Source organism: Coriobacterium glomerans PW2, from assembly GCF_000195315.1.
Classification (GTDB): Bacteria; Actinomycetota; Coriobacteriia; order Coriobacteriales; family Coriobacteriaceae; genus Coriobacterium; species Coriobacterium glomerans.
On the sequence record NC_015389.1, the window covers coordinates 1,777,595 to 1,800,476 of the forward strand.

Annotated in this window: 24 protein-coding genes; 7 read left to right on the top strand and 17 right to left on the bottom strand. The window is 57.0% G+C overall.

Annotated features, from left to right (window positions below):
* Positions 1-3: 3 nt before the first annotated feature.
* The 7 genes from CORGL_RS07805 to CORGL_RS07835 form a co-directional block, all read right to left on the bottom strand.
* Positions 4-462, bottom strand: coding sequence for a PTS sugar transporter subunit IIA (locus tag CORGL_RS07805; protein ID WP_049777706.1), 459 nt, complete (start codon positions 460-462; stop codon positions 4-6).
* 23 nt (positions 463-485) lie between these two features.
* The gene (gene gnd, locus CORGL_RS07810; RefSeq protein WP_342610098.1) at positions 486-1,493 is read right to left on the bottom strand and encodes a phosphogluconate dehydrogenase (NAD(+)-dependent, decarboxylating); all 1,008 of its coding nucleotides are present in this window, start codon (positions 1,491-1,493) and stop codon (positions 486-488) included.
* A gap of 111 nt (positions 1,494-1,604) precedes the next feature.
* Entirely contained in the window at positions 1,605-2,384 is a 780-nt protein-coding gene (locus CORGL_RS07815; protein WP_013709361.1) for a metal ABC transporter permease, read from the bottom strand.
* Positions 2,377-3,252, bottom strand: a complete 876-nt coding sequence (locus CORGL_RS07820; RefSeq protein ID WP_013709362.1) for a metal ABC transporter permease — start codon at positions 3,250-3,252, stop codon at positions 2,377-2,379. The genes CORGL_RS07815 and CORGL_RS07820 overlap by 8 nt, the downstream gene beginning before the upstream one ends.
* A complete protein-coding gene (locus CORGL_RS07825) occupies positions 3,249-4,037 on the bottom strand; it encodes a metal ABC transporter ATP-binding protein (RefSeq protein ID WP_013709363.1) in 789 nt (262 codons plus the stop codon). The genes CORGL_RS07820 and CORGL_RS07825 overlap by 4 nt, the downstream gene beginning before the upstream one ends.
* Positions 4,034-4,978 (bottom strand): metal ABC transporter solute-binding protein, Zn/Mn family, encoded by a 945-nt coding sequence (locus tag CORGL_RS07830; RefSeq protein WP_172633554.1) that lies wholly within the window; start codon positions 4,976-4,978, stop codon positions 4,034-4,036. Before CORGL_RS07830 ends, CORGL_RS07825 begins: the two co-directional genes overlap by 4 nt.
* A gap of 252 nt (positions 4,979-5,230) precedes the next feature.
* Complete coding sequence (locus CORGL_RS07835; protein ID WP_013709365.1) at positions 5,231-5,668, bottom strand: Fur family transcriptional regulator; 438 nt, start codon at positions 5,666-5,668, stop codon at positions 5,231-5,233.
* A 195-nt stretch (positions 5,669-5,863) separates the two neighbouring features.
* On the opposite strand from CORGL_RS07835, the gene CORGL_RS09850 reads away from it, so the two are divergent.
* On the top strand, positions 5,864-6,466 hold the full coding sequence (locus CORGL_RS09850; protein ID WP_013709366.1) for a zinc ribbon domain-containing protein: 603 nt from the start codon (positions 5,864-5,866) through the stop codon (positions 6,464-6,466).
* 8 nt (positions 6,467-6,474) lie between these two features.
* On the opposite strand, the gene CORGL_RS09475 is transcribed toward CORGL_RS09850, so the two are convergent.
* From CORGL_RS09475 to CORGL_RS09855, 3 genes are all read right to left on the bottom strand, one after another.
* On the bottom strand, positions 6,475-7,956 hold the full coding sequence (locus tag CORGL_RS09475) for a YARHG domain-containing protein (RefSeq protein WP_013709367.1): 1,482 nt from the start codon (positions 7,954-7,956) through the stop codon (positions 6,475-6,477).
* A gap of 18 nt (positions 7,957-7,974) precedes the next feature.
* Entirely contained in the window at positions 7,975-8,517 is a 543-nt protein-coding gene (locus CORGL_RS07850; RefSeq protein WP_013709368.1) for an N-acetylmuramoyl-L-alanine amidase, read from the bottom strand.
* Between the two features lie 281 nt (positions 8,518-8,798).
* On the bottom strand, positions 8,799-9,884 hold the full coding sequence (locus tag CORGL_RS09855; RefSeq protein ID WP_013709369.1) for a zinc ribbon domain-containing protein: 1,086 nt from the start codon (positions 9,882-9,884) through the stop codon (positions 8,799-8,801).
* A 241-nt stretch (positions 9,885-10,125) separates the two neighbouring features.
* Between CORGL_RS09855 and CORGL_RS07860 the strand changes: the two genes are divergently transcribed.
* Positions 10,126-11,667 (top strand): DNA cytosine methyltransferase, encoded by a 1,542-nt coding sequence (locus tag CORGL_RS07860; RefSeq protein ID WP_013709370.1) that lies wholly within the window; start codon positions 10,126-10,128, stop codon positions 11,665-11,667.
* A 123-nt stretch (positions 11,668-11,790) separates the two neighbouring features.
* On the opposite strand, the gene CORGL_RS07865 is transcribed toward CORGL_RS07860, so the two are convergent.
* From CORGL_RS07865 to CORGL_RS07890, 6 genes are read right to left on the bottom strand one after another with little or no spacing between them, the layout of a single operon-like run.
* Positions 11,791-12,174: a PTS glucitol/sorbitol transporter subunit IIA gene (locus tag CORGL_RS07865; protein WP_013709371.1), complete on the bottom strand. Its 384-nt coding sequence runs from the start codon at positions 12,172-12,174 to the stop codon at positions 11,791-11,793.
* Positions 12,175-12,197: 23 nt separating this feature from the next.
* The gene (gene srlE / locus CORGL_RS07870; RefSeq protein ID WP_013709372.1) at positions 12,198-13,241 is read right to left on the bottom strand and encodes a PTS glucitol/sorbitol transporter subunit IIB; all 1,044 of its coding nucleotides are present in this window, start codon (positions 13,239-13,241) and stop codon (positions 12,198-12,200) included.
* A 29-nt stretch (positions 13,242-13,270) separates the two neighbouring features.
* Positions 13,271-13,840, bottom strand: coding sequence for a PTS glucitol/sorbitol transporter subunit IIC (gene srlA, locus CORGL_RS07875; protein WP_013709373.1), 570 nt, complete (start codon positions 13,838-13,840; stop codon positions 13,271-13,273).
* An 11-nt stretch (positions 13,841-13,851) separates the two neighbouring features.
* A complete protein-coding gene (locus CORGL_RS07880; RefSeq protein ID WP_013709374.1) occupies positions 13,852-14,361 on the bottom strand; it encodes a transcriptional regulator GutM in 510 nt (169 codons plus the stop codon).
* The gene (locus CORGL_RS07885; RefSeq protein WP_013709375.1) at positions 14,362-16,230 is read right to left on the bottom strand and encodes a PTS sugar transporter subunit IIA; all 1,869 of its coding nucleotides are present in this window, start codon (positions 16,228-16,230) and stop codon (positions 14,362-14,364) included. It lies immediately after the preceding gene.
* 19 nt (positions 16,231-16,249) lie between these two features.
* Positions 16,250-17,050, bottom strand: coding sequence for an SDR family oxidoreductase (locus CORGL_RS07890; RefSeq protein WP_013709376.1), 801 nt, complete (start codon positions 17,048-17,050; stop codon positions 16,250-16,252).
* Between the two features lie 296 nt (positions 17,051-17,346).
* On the opposite strand from CORGL_RS07890, the gene CORGL_RS07895 reads away from it, so the two are divergent.
* From CORGL_RS07895 to CORGL_RS07915, 5 genes are all read left to right on the top strand, one after another.
* Positions 17,347-19,140, top strand: coding sequence for a glycoside hydrolase family 35 protein (locus tag CORGL_RS07895; RefSeq protein WP_013709377.1), 1,794 nt, complete (start codon positions 17,347-17,349; stop codon positions 19,138-19,140).
* Positions 19,141-19,620 (top strand): PTS sugar transporter subunit IIB, encoded by a 480-nt coding sequence (locus CORGL_RS07900; protein ID WP_013709378.1) that lies wholly within the window; start codon positions 19,141-19,143, stop codon positions 19,618-19,620.
* Between the two features lie 108 nt (positions 19,621-19,728).
* On the top strand, positions 19,729-20,607 hold the full coding sequence (locus CORGL_RS07905; protein ID WP_013709379.1) for a PTS mannose/fructose/sorbose/N-acetylgalactosamine transporter subunit IIC: 879 nt from the start codon (positions 19,729-19,731) through the stop codon (positions 20,605-20,607).
* Positions 20,597-21,460 carry a PTS system mannose/fructose/sorbose family transporter subunit IID gene (locus CORGL_RS07910; RefSeq protein WP_013709380.1) on the top strand — a complete coding sequence of 288 codons (864 nt, stop codon included), beginning with the start codon at positions 20,597-20,599 and terminating at the stop codon, positions 21,458-21,460. Before CORGL_RS07905 ends, CORGL_RS07910 begins: the two co-directional genes overlap by 11 nt.
* A gap of 141 nt (positions 21,461-21,601) precedes the next feature.
* Positions 21,602-22,003: a hypothetical protein gene (locus tag CORGL_RS07915; protein ID WP_013709381.1), complete on the top strand. Its 402-nt coding sequence runs from the start codon at positions 21,602-21,604 to the stop codon at positions 22,001-22,003.
* Between the two features lie 121 nt (positions 22,004-22,124).
* Here CORGL_RS07915 and CORGL_RS07920 read toward each other — a convergent pair whose 3' ends face one another.
* Positions 22,125-22,850 carry a GntR family transcriptional regulator gene (locus CORGL_RS07920; protein ID WP_013709382.1) on the bottom strand — a complete coding sequence of 242 codons (726 nt, stop codon included), beginning with the start codon at positions 22,848-22,850 and terminating at the stop codon, positions 22,125-22,127.
* Positions 22,851-22,882 lie beyond the last annotated feature (32 nt).

Sequence of the window (22,882 nt, forward strand, 5' to 3'; positions counted from 1 at the left end):
GTGCTACTCCCCCGTGTTGATCGCGCAGACGATATCCAGCGCGTCCTTCGTCGTGCAGGCCGCCCGCAGGCTGTTCAAACTGTCGGGCGCGTTGAAGAAGATGACAAGTCTCCGTAGAAGCTCGATGTGGGCGTCATCATCGACGGCAGCGAAGATCACCACGATGTCGACCGGATCATTGTGCTCGCTGCCAAACGCGACAGGTTCGTCCAGCGTCGCGATAGCCACGCAGGGGCGATGCACCGCTGCGCTCGGACGTGCATGACCCAAGGCCAGCCCGGGTGCGAGCACGATATAGGGTCCGAGCTTTTTGATCGCTTCGACCATGTCATCGATGTATGCGGTGTCGATACCGCCGTCTTGGATGAGCGGATCCGCCGCCTTGGCCAGCGCATCCTGCCAGCTGGATGCATGAATCTTGAGTTGGAGATATCTGGCCTCGAACAAATTGCGCGTCATCATTCGGCCTCCGGTTTGTCTGTCGTTCACTTGGTTACGACCGCATGCCCGCCAAAGCCCTTTCGCAGCGCTGCGACAACTTTGTGCGAGAAATTCTCCTCGCCCATCTGCGATGAATTCCGCTCGAACAGCGACTGAGCGATAACCGGGGCCGGGACGTTCTGCTCGAGTGCGGCCTGCATCGTCCATTTCGCCTCATCAGATGTACCGATGATGCCTTTGATGCCAGCCAGATCGGGCTCGGCGATAAGCTGCTGCTCGATGAGTTCCATGAGCCAGGAGCGAACAACCGACCCGTGGTTCCAGTTCTTGCACACCGCGGCGAGATCGTAGTCGAACGGGGCCGTGCGCATGATGGCGAGACCCTCCCCGATCGTTTGCATCATGCCGTACTCGACGCCATTGTGGACCATCTTCATGAAGTGCCCGGATCCGGCGGGCCCCACGTAAGCGCAGCCATCCTCGCATGTGACATCGAGCAGCGCGTCCTCGATCAGCTCGTAGGCGTCTCGATCGCCACCGATCATGAGGCACGCACCCTGTCGGGCCCCAGACGTTCCGCCTGAGGTGCCGATATCAAGAAAGCGCACGTTATGAGCGGCGCAGGCTGCAGCATGATCGATGGTGTCTCTGTAGTTGGTGTTGCCCGCGTCGATGAGAATGTCTTCGGGTTCGAGCACCTCCAGGCACTTCGTGATCGTCGCATCGGTCGCATCCCCAGGGGGCACCATCAGCCACATCACGCGCGGCGCGTCGAGTGCGGCGGCGAGCTCGGTCAGACTCCTCACGGTGTCCACGCCCTTGTCCGCGAGTCTCGCACGTGCCTGTTCCGCGAGGTCGAAGCCGATCACTTCGTGGTTATGGTCACAAAGGTTGAGGGCGAGGTTGTAGCCCATCTTCCCCAAACCGACAAGTCCGATCTGCATTGTTTGCGTCCTTTCTCCTGCGGCCGTGATCGAGCGCAGCGACGCGCGCTGCAGCTCTCTCGGTTGCGACGGCCGACTCCCGATGGATTCAGGTACTATATCAAAAATTTCTTTTTATGTAATTAATAGTGAAAAATTATTTCTTTTTTGTCTTCTTTGCACCGTCTGCAGCTGCAAAACCGCCGTTCATCGACAATGATCACAGTTCATCCGCGAACCTCAGCGATGCCCCACTGAGCGCGCAACAACATATATGACCGTCGAGATGCTCGCAACGAAAAATCCCACAGGGAAGTCGGTCATCACGGAAAGAGCGATCGAGGCCCATATGGAGAACAGACAAAGAGCGCATGAGAGTCCCATCGCGCGCGCCGGTGTCCGACACAGCTCGCAGGCTGCAGCGGGCGGTGCGACGAGCAGGCTGAACAATAGCAGCACGCCGACGACCGGCACGCTCGCCGTGGTAACCGCCGCGAGCACAAGAGAGAACGCGATATCGAGTGCGAGGCGATTCGCGCCCCTCGCCGTTCTGGAACCGGGTAACACGGAGACGGCAAGCAGCGGTCTGAGCATCGTCACGACAGCGAGCACAGACAGCGAGGCGCAGATCGCCATGACGCCGAGTCCGGAGGAGGACACGGCGAGCACCTGTCCGAACAGCAGACCATAGACCTGGTTCGCATACGCTCCTCCGAGACTCAAGACAAGGGATCCTCCCGCGAGCAGAAAAGACAGGAGCAACGCGATCACCACATCCTGTTTGCCGCGCCTTCCCAGCGTGACAGCGGCGATGCTTGTAGCCGCCGCTGCCGCACCCATACCGGCCATCGAGCTGACCCCGAAGATGCTCGCCAGAGCCGCACCGGCAAACGATCCGTGTGGAACGGCATGAGCAAGAAAGGAATCGCCGCGCATGACCACGAAGAAGCCGACGACACCGGCCGCCAGGGCGATGATCGTCCCGCCGAGCCATGTGTTCCACAGGTAGGACTCAAACACGCTTACGCGCCCCCTTGCGAGCAGCCCCTTCAATGCCGCTCATCATCAAAGCGGCCAGATAGCAGACGAAGACGAGAGCGACTATGCAGAAACTGGCTGAAAGCGATCGTCCGCCGAGAAATGCATAGCTCGCATAGGAGAGCGCGACGCCGCCCCAGACGCATGCGACGCCGATGAGACATGATGCGACAAGGGCGGCACGCGTGCTGCCGGCGACACGCAAGCTCGAAGCTGCGGGGCCCACGAGCAATGCGGTCGCGAGCACCGCGCCGACCGAGATCGCGCCGAGGGCGACCCCGATGCCGAGCGCGCACATGAACAGCGCATCAACCGCACGGGTCCGCGCCCCGCGTGCCCGCGCGAACGGAAGAGATGCCGTCGCCAGAAGCGACGGCCGCCAGATGAGTGCAAGCACGACAGCGCAAAGGATCGCCAGAACGCAGACAAGCGGAACGACGCTGGCGCGCAGGGAGAACAGGGAGCCGAAGAGCACAGACATCGGAGAGCCGCCCGAAGACCGACCGGTCGCCGCCAGCATGAGAAACAAAGCAGTGAGCCCCATGCCCGCGCTGAGAACGATCCCTGTTGCGATATCGCGCTTCCTGATGCGCTCGATTCCTATGGCATGCATGCCCAAAGCAGACAGGACCGAGGCTATCACGAACCCCCAGAGCTGATCGCCACCGAACAGAAATGCAGCGGAGCCTCCCACCGATGCGAGATCGGTGAGGGCGTGGGCGGCGAACGACTGGCCCCTCAACACGGTCAGAACGCCGACCGCAGCCGTGATCACGGCCACGATCGTTCCGACAGCGAGCGCGACGCGCACCTCCGGTGAGGAGCTCATGCCCTCGACGAGGCCGATCATACCCGATCACCTGCAAGAACAAACAGATGACCATCATGGCGAACAACCTCGATGGGTCGTCCGTAAAGTCTGCTTAAAACATCGGTACGGACCACTTCGTCTGTCGTGCCGCTCACGGCGTGGCCGTTCGCGAGGTAGATGACTCGATCAAGAACGCCGAGAAGCGGATTGATGTCATGCGAGGACATGATCACGCTCATGTTCCGCTGATGGCGCAGCCCATCGAGAAGCCGCACCACATCGATCTCGTTAGCGGGGTCGAGACTGGCGAGTGGCTCATCAAGTATAAGAAGCGCAGGATCCGAAACGGTCGCCGCAGCGATCATAACGCGCTGCTGCTGCCCACCGGAGAGCCGCCCGACCGGACGATCTGCAAGATCGATCGCATCGACACCGATGAGGGCATCCTCGACGCGCTTCCAGAACGCCCGACCCCGGCGATGCAGGCCGAATCGATGACCATCCAGCCCCAAAGCTACAAGGTCGCGCGCGCGCAAGGGGAGATCTCGGTCGAACCCGACGCTTTGCGGCACGTAACCGACCTCGCCCGGGCGCACCCGCGCATGACCGAGCAGATCGATCTGACCCGACCGAGATGGAATATCACCTAAAACGGCGCGAAACAGCGTTGTCTTGCCTACGCCGTTGGACCCGATGAGGCCGATCAGCTCGCCGGCGGCGATCTTGAACGTCACCTGGTCCAAAACGCATCTTCCGCCGAGCTCGACGCTCAGATCACAAACGGCGAGCACCGTCTGTCCGAAACCGCTGTGCTCCGCAGTCATGACAGACTCGTCGTGGACTCGTGTTTTGACAGCGCGGCTTTGATCGCGTCCACCTCGGCGAGCATCCATGACGCGTAATCGTGGTGCTCCGGCATCGTCTCATACACTGCCACCACCGGTACGCCGCCCTCCTTCGCCGCGTCGAGAAACTTCTTCGTAAGCGACGAAGTGACCTGCTCGTTGTACACGAAGAAGTCTACCTGCCTATCGCTGAGCAGCTTCATCTGCGAGCCGATGTCTTGTGCCGACGGATCCTGATCGTTCATGATAGCCGCTTGAAGGCTCCAGGGAGTCTTGATGGTGACGCCGGCAGCGGCGAGCATATAGTTGGCAACAGGCTCGGTCGCAGCGGCGCTCGCGGCCGGATACTGGCTTCCCAGATCGGCGAGTGCGGATCGATAGCGCTCCACGGAACTAGAAAAGGTTTTGAGATTCTTGTCGTACTCGCTCGCATGATCGGGATCGTGCTTCTTGAGCGCCGCGGCCATTGTCTTCGCCACCTGCGGCATGGTTGCCGGATCATACCAGAGATGAGGATTTTGCGTGTCATCGGGAAGTTTCAAAACCTTCTGTGCGCTGATGATCGTTCGGTCCACCCTCTCGCTGGAGGCGAGCATCTTGTCCATCCAGTCGTCGTAGCTCAAGCCGTTCTCGACCACGATAAGCGCCTGGCTGATGATCTTCGCATCCGACGGCGTGATCTCGAAGTTATGGGGATCGGCTCCAGGATCACTGATCACCGAGGTCACATCCGCGAAGCTGCCCCCGATCTGACGAGCCACGTCACCATAGGTGTTCTCAGCCGCCAATATGGCGAGCTTGCCTTTCTCGCCCTTCCCTGCTCCCGCGTGTCCGGCCCTGTCACAGCCACCCAGCGAGATGCCGGTGAGAGCTGTGAGTCCCAAGGCGGCGCTGATGCCAAGGAACGTTCTGCGACTCAAGCTAGGCGAACGAGGGTCAAGTTCGTTATCAGACATGCTGGTTTCTCCCTGTCAACGCGACCGGACCGGCACGATCGTGCACGGACTGGATTTCTACCCATCCCGGCCCACCTTCATCCGGCCCGCCTCTGGGGAAAGACTGCGAAATCGGAAATCAGTTTTAGTTTAATTCCAACGCGCGCAAAGTCAAATAGACACATCAGGCGATGCCGCACCCAAGATCTCAGTCGCCCCTACAATACGGATCCGTCATCATCGGGCATGGGTGATCCCCTGGTTCTCCTCATGCGCGCCGCGGGCGCACGTCCCGCAGTAGCCGTGCAGAACTGTGGAACGCAATTCAAGATCGAAATCGTGCTCGCCGCTGATGTGCCTGACGAACGTCTCGAAGCCGTCGCAGGAAAGCGGAAAGACCCGGTGGCAGCCCAAGCAGACCAGATAGGTCCCCTCTCCGGAAATCCTGCAGTAGCGTGACGGCCCGCCGCGCACGTCCGCCACTTGGATGACGCGACCAAGCGAAGAGAGCTTGCCGAGCAAGCGATAGACAGTTGTGCGACCGACGCTGCTACCGCGATCGCTCAGCGCATCGCATATCTCCTCAATGGTCAAGGCCTCGCCTGCGTGGGCCTCGAGCAGCTCCATGACAAATGCCTGCTGCCGCGTGTTGTAGTGTCCCCGCTTGACGGACATCAGATCCTCCTCGGTTGAGAGCAATCCCATTATGCCGTCTGATTCGATCGAGTCAAACGCTCCAAGCTGCCGACCACATGCGGCACGCGATTGACCGGCCCGATGAGGGATGCGATAATGACCAGCACTGCGATGCAGTCTCGGATATGTGAGCGCTCGACGCGATTTCGCGCACACCGGCGAAGGGATACCAGCATGTTTTGCAAAAACTGCGGCAAGGAGAACCCGGATACGGGAAGGTTCTGCATCGAGTGCGGCGCACCGATGGTCAGAGAGGCCGTCAATCCCGATCCCTTCAACTCAGGCAAGCCAACGCCAATCGGTTACGATCAGAGCATCTATCAGCACCGCACCGTCCCCCCGGCGGCCCCTGCGACGCCGCAGTACCAGCAAAGCAGCTATCAGAACTGCACCGTCCCCCCGGCGGCCCCTGCGACGCCGCAGTACCAGCAAGGCAGCTATCAGAACTGCACCGTCCCTCCGGCAGTCCCGGGAATGCCTGCTACGAATATCAACGTGCAGATCCCGCCCCCTCAGAAGAACTCATTCGGCACAGCTGGGTTCGTGCTTTCTGTGATCTCGATCTTTCTTGGCATGATCCCTTTGCTCGGGCAGGTCCTGTGGCTCCTCGGCACCATCTTCTCCGTGATGGGGTTGTTCAAGACACCAAAGGGACTGGCGATAGCCGGAACCGTGATCTCATGTTGCGTCTTGGTCCTTATCATCTGGATCTATGCAACCGGCTCCCCGTTAGCGCCCTCCCATTCGGAGTACTACACGTATCGCTACTCCATGTAGAGCGCTCATCAGTCGATATAGGGTGAGCTCCGTTCGACTTCGATCTTGTGGATCGCGTCCAAGTTCTTGTGCTCGCAATCGTTTAGCACCGATGCGTCGAAGGCGTCAGGAGCAACGGTCGGATGATACCAGGACTTTCCCTTGAAAAACGAGTTCAACTTATCAGAATTGAACTCCCTGCCGTGGCGAGCGTAGATCTCGTTGCGCGCGAAAAATAGGTCCTCGGTCGAAAGCTTGTCCAGCTCGGATTCACCCATATACCGCTTGTCGCTGTCCGGCAGCACATAATCAGAGGCTTTGCTCGTCGCGTCATCGGAGGTGGAGTCGCTCGACGAGGTCTGTGGGGAGTCGCTTACTGTGAGACTCGCCAGTATAGCTACGAGCTGCTGCTGCTCCTCCTTCGAATACACACCGTCATCGTAATAGCAATAAAACGATATCAGATTGCCGTACTCGAACTGCGGTCTCGCCAGATCGGTCCTGAGCGCATCGGTATCCTTGAGCGCTTTTTCGGGCACCAGCGCGAGAAAAACGGTCGGCGGATCAGCGGGCTGATCGGCAGCCATCTCTACCTTTGCGACGATGAACTTGCCGAGATCCTTGTAGCTCTTGCCTTGAGACGTCCCCGGGGAGAACTTCGCGTCGGCGATTCTGGTGATGGTAACCTTGGGTGAGCTGCTCGAATCATCTCTTGAGAGCGGGCTCTCGTCATCGAAGTAAATCGTCGGGGAATAACTATTGCTCAGTGCTACGTGTTCCGAGTCGGTGCTCACGCTGGTTTTTTCGATGTTCCATTTATCAGGGTAGGCGAACTTGAACGTCGGGCCGCCGGCACCGCTTTTCGCAGCGAGCGTGCTGGTATATGTGTGAGACAGGTTGACTCCGCTGATATCGATGCCCCGAAGATCATCATCGGCGGCAGAACCCGCGCCGTCATCTTGGCCTTCCTTTGCATTCCGGCTGCCGCTGTCTTCTGAACCTGCGGCGATGTCGGCCCCAGCGCCGGGCGCTCGTCCTGTTCGGGAACTGATCGCCAGGTAGACCGCGGTGGCAGCCACCACGACTATCACAAGCGCCGCCACCACGATAAGAATCGTCTTCTTCTTTGATCTCCTCTGCTCCGCCGGGGAGCCGGTGTTGAAATCTATCGGTGCGACGGCGGGGCGTGACGCTGCGGTGGCGTCTGATCTCTCAAACAACTCGCCGGATGATACGGAATGCTCCGCCGCAGGCACCGCAGGCCCCGCGGCGGGGATGTCGGATTCGGTGCGGCCAGGTGCGGTCTCGGCATCGACCGCCCCATCAGCCATGTCGTTATCGACGCGCTCCCGGCCAATCGAAGCGGACTCGGTGACAGATTCGCTCGATGTGGCACCCGAATCCTGCACAGGGGCGCCGCAGTTCGTGCAGAAGCGCATCCCCGGCTTGATCGGACTGCCGCATTCAGTGCAGTACCTATCTCCCTGATCGCTTTCAATCTTATCCTGCATCACGCGATGCCTCCCTTGCTACTGAACCGCATGTCTACGGTGAGACTGATAATTCGCCAAGAAGGAGGCGAATTCAGGCGAGGTATCCGAGTTCCCCGTCCGCCATGCCTTGTGATCGATGATCGTGCTCTCGGAGCCGTAATACGCATCGATATAGGCGATGAGGTTGTCCAGAGCATCGAGCTGGGCTTCCGGATAGGGTCCCGAACCCCCGACATGAACGAGCTCGATGCCCACGGAGTACGAGTTCATACCGTAGTCTCGCGCCCATCCGCCGATCTGATCCGCGCCCACCTTGTCATCGCGGCTCTCATCGCACGTGCCGTAGAAATCATTATGCCCGGTGTCGCCATATCCGGCGTGGTGGGCGATATTGTCCAGCGCTACGCACTGCACCACGCTTCCATCTCGATTGACGACGAAGTGCGCGGCGACTCCATGGCCGCTGGCGTCCCACCAGTTGATTACCGAGTCGGCATCCCCGGTGCCCTCCGTGTCATGAAGCACGATATAGCGTTGGAACTCGGCGGGCTTGGGACCGTGTGCGAAGCTTGTCCTCATATCCTCCCTCAGCGAGAGCCTGCCCCGCGCCTCAGCGACCAAACGGGCGCGATCCGTTTCTCCGTGCTCCTCACCGTCGCCGCCCGATCCGTTCGAGCGGCTCGATGCGCTGCCTGCATCGCTTCCGTTGCTTTTACCGGACGCGGTGGCCGAACCCGCAGAACCGCTCCCGCCATGCGACGTGCGAGGCGGCAGCGCACAGGCTGTGCAGGCACCGCACAGCCCGCATATCAGGACTGCGCACAGAAGAGCCCGCCTCATCCTGGATGCCAGGTCCCTGCTCACCGCTGCGCTGTGGGCTCATCCGGCCTGCCCTGCCGGGCCTGCGCCTTCCACTCGGGTGCGTAGCGCTCGATCCAATGACCGAGTGCGCGAAACGACCAAGCCTGTGCAAATCCAGTGAAAAACTTGAAGAGCAGCGACAGGACGGTGATCCAGATACTGAAGGCGATCAAAAGCCGCATTATGTATCCAACCGGGTCGCTGGCGAAACTCTGGATATCCGCCATATGATTGTAGGCCCAAGACATCGTATCTGATGAGTAGCGTACTCGAGCCATGCTGCTAACAAGCAAGATGAAAACGATGATCCAGAGTACGGCTCCGACGATGATGCCGGGCACGCATGCGGACGCGAACAAGCTGCCCATGCGCCTTCTGCTCTTCTGCACGATATCGGAAAGCTCAAACGCCTCGCCAAAGCGGTCGAACATGGCCATGCGCATGACGGCCAGCCCTTTGAACATGTCGACGAAGCATCCGAACACGATGATGATCGGCAAACCGATGAATGGGATCCATGTCAGAGGCATAACTGCAAACAAGGCGAAAAAGCCCATGATAGATAAAACGGTGAGACACAGCCCGCTCAGAAAAGCCCGTTTGCTGAAGGTGCCGATCGGCATCGGACCTTGCATTCCGACAGCCCGGTCCGATCCCCACTGGATGCAATAGCCGTTGGCGTACCAATTGAGGAATGGCACGCAGTTGAACGCCATGAGTAACAGTATGCGCTTGAACCATCCGGGCGAGGAGGTGATGTCATGCCACGCTGCGCCCAGACAGCCCGGCTGAGAGAACCCGAAGCCACCGCTGGGTTGAATCCCGTAGGGCTGTTGAGATCCCGCGGCCGCAGCGGAGGGCCCCGCTGGCGGATAAAAAGGACCCCCGGGGCCGCCGGCGGGGCCGCCCGCAGGAACAGGAGCGGGCCGCTGCGCCCCCTCAGCAGCCGCCGGACCAGCCGGCGCAGCGGGGTTCACAGACGGATGATGAGGCCCCGGAGCTGCGGCGCCATCAACCGGCTTGCCACACGAACCGCAGAATCGTGCACCGTCCTTGAGCGGATTGCCGCAATGTGGACACTCCATGTGGTACCTCTTTCGCTTGATGACTACAACCATCGGTGTTTCACACTTTCACCATTATAATACATATCTATTCGCGCTTTATCGCCAATGTGCGCGCGCTCTCTCAAGATGCAAGGAATGAGCGGACCCCAAGCGGACGCATCGCATATCAATGTACTTATTTTATGCGCCTGACCGCGATATCCTAGATTCCGCTGAACAACCCTGGTACCTTGTGGTTCGTTTGACTCGAAAGGAACCCATGGAGAAGCCGATTCCAATCATCGATCTGTTCGCCGGCGCGGGGGGTTTGGGAGAGGGGTTTTCCTCAGCATGCAATGAGAGCGGCTCTCCTGCGTTCAAGATCATCATGTCTGTGGAGAAAGATCCCCTCGCGCATCGGACGCTCCGAATGCGCGCCTTCTTCCGCGCTGCGTACCGTGCGTGCGGCGCGATGCCTGCAAGCTATATCAACTATCTGCAAAATCCGAGCGCCGAGAATCTCGAGGCCCTCAGAAACGAGTTTCCCGAGCAGTGGCAGCAGGCAAACCGCGAAGCGCTGTGCGAAACGCTCAAGGAGGGCGATGATGCCCTTGTGGAGGAAGCCAAGCGCCGTCTTGACGCATACGGATCCGATTCGTTCATCCTCATCGGTGGTCCCCCCTGCCAAGCGTATTCGCTGGTTGGTCGATCTCGTCGGACACACGATCGGCAAGGCCTCCAAAAAGACGAGAAGCAGACGCTGTACAGATGCTACCTGAGGTTCATCGAGCGGCTCAACCCCGATATCTTCGTGATGGAGAACGTAAGTGGGATTCTGTCGGCGAAGCTCGCCCGCAAAGGTGTCTTCCACATGATCCTTCGTGATATGGAGAGCGCCGGCTATCGCATTCGTTCTTTGTCAAAGCTCCGCGCTGTGGAACCGAGAGATTATATCGTCGATGCGGAGCGCTATGGCATCCCGCAGGCTCGGCACCGCGTGGTCCTGCTCGGGTTGCGTTCGCATTCTTCGCTCACCCCCTCGATTCTCACCCCGCGTTTTGCAGAGAAGACGGTTCGCGATGCTCTCACCGGCATACCACCCGTGAGAAGCGGCTTCTCAAAACGAAGTGGAAACATGAGAGAATCCTGGCAGCGATATATCGCGCACGCTGCGAAGCGCCTGGCAGGCACCGCCGAGGGCCGCGCGCTGCGCGCCGAGCTCTCCGCGCTGTCTGACGCGCGATTCCCTGAAACGCAGGCGAAGCGCAGCATCGTGCGAGTACAGCGAACGCCGCTGATCAGCTGGTATCGCGCGAGACTGGACGGCATATCGGTTCTTCCGAACCATGAGGCCAGAAACCATCTTGCAAGCGACCTGGATCGCTATCTATTCTGCGCCGTCTTCGGCCAGCGATACGGATATTCGCCCAAGCTGCAGGATTTCCCTGCATCGCTGCTCCCCAATCACAAGAACGCCCTTGACGCGAAGGTGAACAAAGACGTCATCTTCTCCGATCGGTTCCGAGTCCAGATCTTTGACAGGCGCTCCATGACCGTGACATCGCATATCTCCAAGGACGGGCACTACTATATACATCCTGATCCCGTGCAGTGCCGCAGCCTCACGGTGCGCGAGGCCGCGCGGCTCCAGACATTTCCCGATGACTACTATTTCGAAGGCAATCGCACCTCTCAGTATCAGCAGGTCGGCAATGCTGTACCCCCGTTGCTCGCCAAACAGATCGCCGAGGTCATCTACGATTGCATGATGCGCGGCGGACACGATCGCAAGCCCATGGTGGTCGCGGCGAAACCGAGCTGATCGATACGATGGATCTCGACAGGCCGGTGAAAAGACTGCCGCCGACCTGTCGAGATCGGTACAACCGGAGCATCCCCCGGGGAGTCGATGTCATCCAACCGATCCCACGCACATCGTTGATCTTCAGACAGCCGGCCCCCATATGCGAATCACGTCTCCAGGTCTGAGACTCGGGTACTCCTTCCTCTCGACATATACAGATCCTTCCAATTTCGCAGAAGGCGATCCATCAAAGACAACCGAGATATGGCCGAGAGTAGCAAGATTTCTGTTTACCTCGCTACCGATTGCCGTGATCACATACCTCTGATCGTTGAATTCGAGAGAATCGCCCGCACGGATCTGATCGAAGACCGGGCTGACCCGGATTATGAAGCAAAACGGACGCAGTTCGCTCGGCGCGGTATCCCCAAAAAGTACAGCGATGTTCACATTCCTGAAGTCGGTTGCATTGCACCCCGCTTCCAAGATCACTGTTTCATACTTCACGCCTTCAGCTGATGACATCTTGTGCACCTTTCTACCGATTTCTACTGTGCATACAGGCCAAAGCTCGCTATCCATGCAATGATGACCCGTGGAACGCCATTCAAAAAACGCGAGTAGAGCACGGAGACGACACCGACTTCGACTGTTTTCGAGTCAGCCTCTTCGAGACCGAGGCCGACCGGGATGAAATCGCATGCGTTCTGCGTATTGATCGCAAAAAGAGCCGGCAGCGCAAACTGCGGCTGTATGTTGCCACGGCCGATCTGGACGCCGATCAGCGTACCGATAACCTGAGCGATCACCGCTCCGGGTCCCAAGATCGGCGAAAGAAACGGTAGCGAACAGATGAGGCCGATGCAGATGAGACCGAAGATATTGCCCGCCAACGGGGTCATCAGCGAGGCGAACCAGTTGCCCAAACCGGACCCCTGAATGATACCTATGAGCAAAGCAACGAATGCCATGAACGGAATCACCGTCGTGAGCATCGTTTGGACGGAGTCCTTGGCAGCTTGGTTGAAGGTTGATATGACTCTGCCAGCACCGATGCCGATCCGGGCGATGAAGTTCGGTCGTTTCATCTGCCCTGTGATCGTCTTGCTGGTATCGTACTTTTGTTCATGTTCTCTGCTGGCTTCGGGCTTTGTCTGGTGCATCTGCTGCTCGTCGATTTTTCCATTCAGATCCTGACCAGGAATCGCATCATCGGGAAGCGCGGTGATCTGGTCGACGCCAACATTGGAAACATAAGTGCTTGGTGTGATGAACTCGGCGAGTGGGCCCGATTTCCCACTTGGTAAGATATTGATCGTCAGCACATGTTTCTTGGGATAGATACCGCATCTCAGTGTCCCTCCGCAATCTATGATCGCAACCGCGATCTCGTCTTCAGGAATCGACGTCTTGAATCCATCGACGGCCTCCATGCCTGTGAGCTGCGCGATCTTTTCCACGATAGGAGGTTTATTTCCGCCTGTCACATAGATGAACTTGTGCTTTTTCTCCGTCGGTGTGATCGTAAGCGGCCCACCGTATCCACCGGATCCTTTTACGACCCTGATACTATGCCATTTTTTTCCAGTCATGAATATGTCGCCTCCAAGGTAGTCGAGTATTACTCCGCTTGACCGATCCGCGCTGAGATATCAACTGTCTTGCTCAGCATGACGCCGGTCTGTCTGCAAACAATTGACGTCGTGAAATCGGTTACCCAGCCTCCGATAAAGTTCAGCACGATTCCCACGAGCATATAACGGATCGCCAGGTCCATTTCATTCAATCCCAGCTGCTGGACGCCTTGGGCAATCCCAAGCCAGACGAAGAGCTCCCCGGGGTTGATATGCGGAAAGACACCGTTGCTCGTGTGACAGAACTGCGCCTGAGCCGCATAGTAACTTGGCTTGTAGTACTCGGGTAGAAAACGCGCAAGCGTGAAGCACATTGGGTTGCCCAACATGAACGCAGCAAGGAAAGGCAGAATCAGATATCGCATGAAAACGTTTCTGCTCGCCCTTTGAGCGAAGCGCTCAATGCGCTCCTCTCCTATGAACGCGATGATCGTATTCATAAGTACCAGCAATAGTAGAACTACCGGAACGATACTCGTCATCCAGCCAATGAATGTTTGAGCACCTGTTTGGAACAAGCCCATGAATCCGGCGGCTAGATCAGATATATAGCTCATGGTTTCATCTCCTAGATAGCATCTCGATCGCACTCACGCATGAGTTTTCTCACTTTCGATCTGCCGGTTGCAAGCAATGAATTGAACACAGGGAGTGAAAAGATGCTGACACTGCTGGTGTCAAAATCTTCGACACTCAGATTATGAGTTTTAAAGTTAATGAAATTTCGATACGCATTGAGAAGGCACTCACGTTCCGTTCTACTTAACCGCTGCAATGCATCATGATCGGCTCCAATCTCTTCTATTGGCCTACCCACACCTAAAGAAAGCTCCCTGAACCTGCTAAATACGCTCACCCCCTTCATGACGCGAATCTCCTGCACACGGCCAGCTGAATCGAGGCCTATGAGCATCAGACTGCCCGAGCGAAATCTGCGTGGGTTTTTTCCGATCAGCACGCGTCCCCTCCGTCGAACTTCGCGATAATGCTTTGCAAAGTTCTTGATTTGAAAGAATCCCATCAACGCTTGGACCAGAAATGCTGCGGCTATCATGAGACCGATTTGCAAAAATGGCATCTACAGGCCCTCCGTTACAATAGTCAGCGGTTTTAGCGCGGTCGCAGTTCGTTTCAAGTTGGCGACCGCTTCTTCATTGACAGCGATCAAAAACAGCAGATCGTACAACATCGAGAGATCCTCGAGGGTCTTCTTCTCCAGCACAGACGGGATTCCGATAATGAAGATGTATCTGACCTCAGATCTTCGTACCAGAATCGGTTCCGTTAAAATAACCAAGCTGAGAAAAAGATTGTTTCCTCTGATCTTACCGATGGCATGAGGAATGGCCACGCCATTGGCCAGTATGAGTTTTGATGAGGCTTCATTGTCGATCAACCGCTGGCAAAACTCAGTGTCGACCGTACCAGCCTTGCCGTCCGGTCTAAGGACCCGGCGGAGAACTTCTTCGTAGCCCAACCGTCTCCTGTTGTCAAAGGGCTGAGACCTCCAGATAACCCTACCCGCATCAATTTCATGCTGAAGAGCCGAAGCTTTGACTTTCGTCTCCAAGATACGGTCGCGGAAGATGTCGCCAACCATGACAACGGGAATCTTCAGTCCGCAGTCCAATATGCGATCCGAAAACACCATGATCAGATCGTTTTGGTCTTGAATGATCTCGGCCTCGTTTTGATAGGCGGAAAGCACCACGTTCGACTCAAACATGATATTCAATTGATTCTGCAGGTAGTTCAGGGCACTGAGGCCCATATCGAGCAGAAATCCAACTCTCGGCTGGTCAGAACCAACATTATTGGACTTTTGAAGCGCCATCTCAAAGTAAATAGTGAGATAGTTGATCTCCACGTCAGAGATTTCAAGATCCAATCGGTCCTCAAGCGCTTTGCTGAATGAAGCGGCCAGATCTGCGGCAAGTTGAAACTTCTCGAGCATCTGATCTCTTAAAAAATCTGAAGGGGCGACATGAAAGACAGCTCTGTTGATAAGAAATATCAAATGATATTTGATGGAGTCGTAAAACTGGTCATAATCGATCCGCGTATTGATCAGCGCATTGAGCGATTGAGACACCTCATCGAAAAGCACTTTGTTTCGATCGAGCGCAGAGGAGGTCTTCTCGTTCGAAAGCAAGGGATTTGAATACAAATTGAACGGAAAGGTCAAAAACAATCGCTCCATCGGATTGAAAACAACCTGACACTGGTCCTCGATGATCTCCATCAATTTGGAAAGGTGGTCGGAATCATCGACCAGATTCGTGTATACGACATTCACCTCAGTGATTTCATAACCGTTCCTTTTCAGAAAAACCAATATTCTTGTTATGTTGACAAAGGTTCGAGTAATGGTTTTGCTGACGTTCAACGACGTGAGCAAATCGACAACCTGATTGATCAGGCCCTCATCTGTCGGCAATCTGTTTTGAATGTAATCCAGCATCTTGTAATACACGAAAACGACCAGATCAGCCGCAGATCCTATGCGAAGTCTGATTCCTCGACTTGTCACACCTTGAATCGCAATGTCATACCCATGTAACCAAACTTGACAGGAATCCAGATCTTTTTGAAGTGTCCCACGGCTGACAATGAGCTGATCAGCAAGATCGTCAATAGAAATAAACCCCCCCTCTTGGATTAGCATGAACAGGATCTCGGCTTGGCGCTTTTGACGATCGTTGTTGTCGATATTGTGCTTCAAAGCACCTGACTGAATCAGACAAAAGAGTCTACGATTCAAAATATGCAGGTAGTAGCCATTGCTATTGATTTTGACTTCTGCGGCGGTTCCAAGAGCTCGTGATAGGTTGAGTATATATTTCCTCATGGTTCGGCAGGATACGTTCTCGCTTTCAGCTAGTACGCTTAGCTTCGTGGTTCCGTTGATGAGCAGATAGCGAAGAAGGCGGTAGTCAAGGCTGTTCAAGAGTCTCTCCCCCTTTTGATTAACCTCGAGACTTCCCACCCGCTACATTTGCAGTTATTCCGGTGACATAGCTCGCTCGATTTGAAAGAAAGAACGCTACGACGGAAGCGACTTCTTCGAGCTTTCCATCCCGTCCGAGAGGAGTACTCGATGTCGAAGTGTATCCCGCCCGTAGTTGATCGACCGTGATGTTGCGTGTATACGCCAGAGCCTCTTCGTAGGATGCTGTTCTGAGCCCTGTGGCCTCCATTATCCCTGGTGCCACTCCGACAACGCGAATATTATATTTCCCCAGCTCTTTACCCCATGAACGCGTAAATGCATTTATCGCGCCCTTTGTTGCAGCATAAATGCTCTGTCCGATCGAACCTTCGAGCCCTGCCTCAGAAGACATGTTGACGATCACGCCATGTCTCTGCTTGATCATTCTGCGGACCGCGGACTGCGAGATCAAGAACACGCTTCTGACATTGACGTTGAAAAGAGATGTGAATGTTCCATCATCAAGTTCATATTTTCCGTGCATGTCATCTGGATCCACTAGGACACGGGGCTGATTAATACCAGCATTGTTGACAATGCCCCAGATCTCACCATTGATCGCAACTGCCTTCTCCACAAGATGCTCGACCTCATGTGCTTTTGTGACATCTGTTTTGACAAATGTAAGCTTCTGGGCTGAAAAGGTCCCTTCTTTGATATCTCCGTTGACAACATTGGCACCATCATGAATGAGCTCTCTGACAATCGCATCTCCGATACCCGATGAACCACCGGTTACGATAACTGTCTTGCCGTCAAGATCTAGCCAGCTGCCCATGACGAACTCCTCTTCCCTATGGATCGATATGTCGTGCGGCTACATGGTAGTTTCTAAAAACCCGCAGGTTAAGATAGTTTTTTTCTTGCGTGGGCGTAAAAGCGTGCCTTAACGTGCGCTGTGCGGGTGATCGTTTCATATGAGATTCATTACGTGAGGCCATAGGACCGCTCGCAGAGCTGTCTCTACCGATAAGCATGTTTGAATACAGTTCTTGGGCATAGTCTCATCTTAATATCTTAATATATTAAGTATGGTGGTTTGAGCTATTCTCTGCGACAGATCGGACGGCGGGCGTGCATACATTCGAGATCGGCTCTGATTTCTATATGGATGGGCGTCCTTTTCAGATCAGAAGCGGTGCGATCCATTATTTCCGCCTGCACCCAGACGACTGGGAGCATTCACTTTACAATCTCAAAGCCATGGGCTTCAACACAGTCGAAACATATATACCATGGAATATGCATGAGCCGCACAAAGATGAATTCCGCATCACCGCCGAGACGGACTTCGAGCGCTTCCTGGGGCTCGCATCAGATCTCGGCCTCTGGGCGATCGTGCGGCCCTCCCCCTTCATTTGCGCCGAATGGGAGTTCGGCGGCCTGCCAGCATGGCTGCTGGCCGAGCGCGGCATGCGCATCCGCTCAAACGACCCGAGATTTCTCGAGCGTCTGGCCCTCTACTATGACATGCTCATGCCTCATCTGGCCAAGCACCAGATCACGCGTGGGGCCAATATCATAATGATGCAGATTGAAAACGAGTACGGCTCATATTGCGAGGACAGCGACTACATGCGCTCCGTTCGCGATCTCATGGTCGAGCGAGGCATCGATGTGAAGCTGTGCACCTCAGACGGACCATGGCGTGCCTGTCAGCGCGCCGGATCGCTTATCGAAGACAACGTCCTCGCCACCGGAAACTTCGGATCTCATGCGACGGAGAACTTTGCCGCGCTCAAGGGATTCCACAAAGAGCACGGCAAGACCTGGCCGCTCATGTGCATGGAATTCTGGGCTGGCTGGTTCAATCGATGGGGCGAGTCGGTCGTGCGACGCGATCCGGAAGAGCTTGCCCGAAGCGTTCGCGAAGCCCTGCGCGAGGGAAGCATCAATCTCTATATGTTCCATGGCGGCACGAATTTCGGTTTTATGAACGGGTGCTCGGCACGACATGACCATGACCTGCACCAGATCACGAGCTACGATTATGACGCCCCGCTCGATGAGGCGGGCAACCCGACCGAGAAGTTCTACGCCCTGCAACGCATGGTGCGTGAGGACTTCCCCGACGCGCGGACCGCCTCGCCGCGGATCAAGGGCACGCTGGCTCCGATGACGCTTGAGCGCTGCGGCCTCGCCGGCCTGTTCGAAACACTCGACACGCTCTCCGAGCCCTTGGAGATGCGCCATCCCGCGGCCATGGAGGACCTCGGGCAGGCATACGGCTACATCCTGTACCGCACGCGCATCGAGGCGGACACAGCCGGTGAGGAGCGCTTCCGCATCGTCGACGCACGCGACCGCGCCCAGCTCTTCCTCAACGGCCGGCTTGTGGCGACCCAGTACCAGGAAGACATCGGCGAGGACATCTTGGCCGCACCGAAGCCGGGTATCAATCAGCTCGACATCCTCGTCGAGAACATGGGTCGTGTCAACTACGGCCACAAGCTGCTCGCGTCAACCCAGCACAAGGGCATCCGAACGGGTATCTGCGTCGATCTGCACTTCGTGACAGGCTTCGAAGTGTTCCGGCTGCCGCTCGCATCCGCCGACAAGGTGGATTTTTCCCGGGGGTGGACCCCAGGGGCACCGGCGTTTCATCGCTTCGCTGCGGTTGTCCGGGACACGGCTCTCGACACGCATCTGGACCTCACCGGTTTCGGCAAGGGCTGTGTGTTTGTAAACGGCTTCAATGTAGGTCGATTCTGGGAGAAGGGCCCCACGCGGAGCCTGTATGTTCCCCATGGCCTGCTGCGAGTGGGATCGAATGACATCATCGTCTTCGAGACCGAGGGGATCTATTCGGACGAGCTCAAACTGAGCTCAAGGCCTGTGATCGACGAACGGGCCGGAGAGGAGAGATAGATGATTATCGGAGTGCGCATAGATTTCCGCCTGCTGCACGGACAGGTGGCCAACCTGTGGGCGAATTCGCTCAACGTCGGTCGCTTCATGGTCGTCGATGACGACGTCGCGCAGGACAGCCTGCAGAAGCAGGTGCTCAAGATGGCCTGTCCCACTTCGGTGAGGCTCTCGGTGCTGCCCGTCGAGAAGGCCGCCGCCAACATCCTAGCCGGGAAATACGATGAGCAGCGCCTGTTCATCATCGCAAAGGGTTCGAAGACGGTGCTGCGGCTCATCGATGCAGGGGTGCCCATCGAACATGTCAACGTCGGCAACATGGCATCGGAGGGCACCATCAAGAACGTGACCCGCTCGATCGCCGTCACGCCTTCCGAGATCGAAGACTTCAAGGCGATCGCCTCCCGCGGTGTGACCCTCACCGCACAGATGGTCCCCTCCAACGCAGCGGAGGACTTCATGCCGCTGCTTGAGAAGGCGTGACCGTGAGATTCGGTTTTTCAGTGCCCGATCGCATGGGGAGGCTGCGCTCGGCATGTGATGGACAACGTTGTGCAGGCAGCTCTATTCGTTGAAAGAAAGGGGAAAGCTATGATTCAATGGTGGCAGATTCTGTTACTGACGCTTTACGCGGCATATCAGATTCTGGACGAACTCGGTCCGTACACCTCAGCCGGACAGGCGGTCTTCGCCGGCCTGATTTCCGGACTCGTCATGGGAGATGTGACCACCGGGCTCTTCATCGGCGGCAGCATGCAACTGATGGTTTTGGGCGTCGGCACGTTCGGAGGCGCATCGCGCATCGATGCGAACTCCGGCACTGTTCTGGCCACGGCATTCGCCGTGGCACTCAAATGGAACCCGGAGCAGGCGCTGACGGCGATCGGCGTTCCAGTCGCAGCCCTTCTGGTCTACACCGACATCTTGGGCAGGTTCGCCAACACGTTCTGGGTGCATCGCATAGACGGGCGCATCGAGGAGTTCGACTACGCGGGCATTCATCGCGACTTTCTGCTCGGAGCCCTCTCTTGGGCGCTGTCGCGCGCTCTGCCGGTGTTTCTTGCACTGACCTTCGGTCAGGGCATCGTCGAGAAGATCGTCGGCCTGCTCCAGGGTGATCTCAGCTGGCTCGCGCAGGGCTTGACCGTGGCCGGCGGCGCGCTGCCCGCCGTGGGCTTCGCGATCCTGCTTCGCTACCTCCCGGTCAAGAGGCACATCGCCTACCTGCTGCTCGGCTTCGTCATCGCCGCCCTGCTCGGCACCGTGTTCACGAGCATCGTGACGCTGGGTGCGGGCGTGTCCGCGGTCAACAAGGACTTCGCCGGCTCGTTCAACAACCTGTCGATGCTGACGATCGCGATCATCGGCCTGGCGCTGTCGATCCTGTACTACAAGGGCAACCAGGCCGCTCGGCTCGCCGTTGCCGCAACCGCCGACTCGAACGAGGAGGTCGAAGACGATGAGCTCTGATGACATCCGCATCGGGCGGGACGACCCCGAGCCCGATTCGCACAAGACGACGGGCTACCGGCTCACGCAAGAGGATCTGCGGCAGATCAACCGCAGGAGCCTGCCGCTGTTCCAGGTGGGCTGGAACTACGAGCGCATGCAGGGATCGGGCTACCTGTGGACCATCCTGCCGCAGCTGCGCAAGATCTACGGGGACGGCACGCCCGAGCTCAAGGAGGCCATGCGCACCCACGCGCAGTTCTTCAACACCTCGAACTTCCTGAACACCATCGTCACCGGCATCGATCTCGCCGTCGAGGAGAAGGAGGGCCTGGAGGGCCTGCGGACCGCAGCCGGCATCAAGACCGGTCTCATGGGACCGTTCGCCTCGATCGGCGACTCGATCTTCGGATCGCTCCTGCCGACGATCTTCGGTGCGCTTGCCGCCAACATGGCGATCAACGGCAATCCGATCGGCATCCTCATCTGGGTGGTCGTCAACATCTTCGTCGACTGGTTCCGCTGCCGCCAGACCCGCTTCGCCTACGAGCAGGGGGTCAAGCTCGTGACCACGATGAGCGACAAGCTCAACGCGCTCACCGGCGCGGCGACCGTGCTCGGCGTGTTCATGGTCGGCGCCCTGGTCGCCTCCAACGTGAACATCGTGCTGGCCGTAAAGCCCATGATCGGCGAGGTTCCCCTGAACCTGCAGAACATCTGCGACATGATCATGCCCAAGCTCGTGCCGGTGGTGCTGGTGGGCTTCGTGTACTGGATGCTCGGCAAGAAGGGGGTGACCTCGACCAAGGCGATCTTCATCGTCTTGATCCTGGCCGTGATCCTGGGTGGCTTCGGTATCATCGCAAAGGGATGATCCAAGCGACTCGTCGCATCTGGAACCTCGTTTCAGTTCCGAGCCCCGGCTGGCATGCACCCGTCGGGGCTTTTCCATCCGCTCTATTATGAAAAAACAGATCCCACGTAGCGCCGCGATCATTCTGAAGGAGGCAATCACATGAACACGCTCACGATCGGCTGCGTCATCCTTCTCGTAGTGTATTTCATCGGATCTGAGATGGCCAAACGCTATCTGTACCGCAGCTTCGAGGTCTCGTTCATGAGCGAGCGATACGATGAGTGCATCCATCTGCTCGACGGCGTGCCCATGCGCATCCTGTTCCCGCGATTCAATCTCTTTTTCATGCGCATGAACGTCTGCATGGCGAAGGCCGAAATGAGCGACGTTGATTACATGATCGACCGTTTGCTAACGGCTCACTTCACACGAGCGCAGCGCCGCGCGGTGATCAGCCGGGCTCTAGTCTTCTTTGAGCAGAGCGGCTGCGCCGAGCGCGCGGCCGCCATGCGCAGAGAGCAGGAGAAGCTCGACATTGCCGACAAGAGCAAGCAACGGTGAAAGGGCCGATTTGATCGGGGATGCGAACGGTCGAGCAGCATGGGATGAACGTGTGACGATGTGTGACTGCGAGCCGCGAGCAGCTAAAGATAAGACGCGCTGTACACGATATCCGGCGCAGTTATCGGCTCGATGTACTTGATGTCGACCTCTTCAGCTCGATCTTGAAGAAATCCCAGCGCTTGTACCCCAATGTGTACTCCGCGATCTGACCATCACTCAATATCGTCGTCTTGTGCTGCAAGACGCAGGGCGCATCCTCAGCGTACTCAAGTGCCGCAGCGATTTTGGGTGGTGCGGGAAAGAGGACCTCATCGGTTTCCACGGAAGCCTCATCGAAAAGATGAATATCGAAATCGTCGCGAAAACGTTGATAGATTGAATGGTAATAGTCCGGACTGATATCACTTTTGATGTAGCGGCTTGGAATATGCGAGACCTGCACCATGTAGGCGATGCGGTCGATGCGACGAACGCGAATGATGCGGTGATAGGTCTCATCTTGCTCGAGCTTCAAGATATCGCAGATTTTCGAATCGTTGCAGCACTCGAACGAGACTATCTCAACCTGCTCGCGCACACCCCGATCGTTGAAGATCTCGATATCGGAGAACTCCACCGTCTGCTGCTTGCGCGCGCGCGACACGAATGTGCCGCGTCCCTGCTCTCGAACGAGGAAACCGGCATTCACAAGATTCTTCAGCGCGTGAATGACTGTGATGGTGCTCACGTTGTAGCGTCTGATAAGATCTGATTCGCTGTAGAAGCGATCGCCGTATTCGAACTCACCGTTGAGGATCTGCTTTCTGAGATCCTCTTCGATCCGCCGGTACTTAGCGATACCCATAGCTTTCTCCATGTGCTGAGAGCATTTTGGTA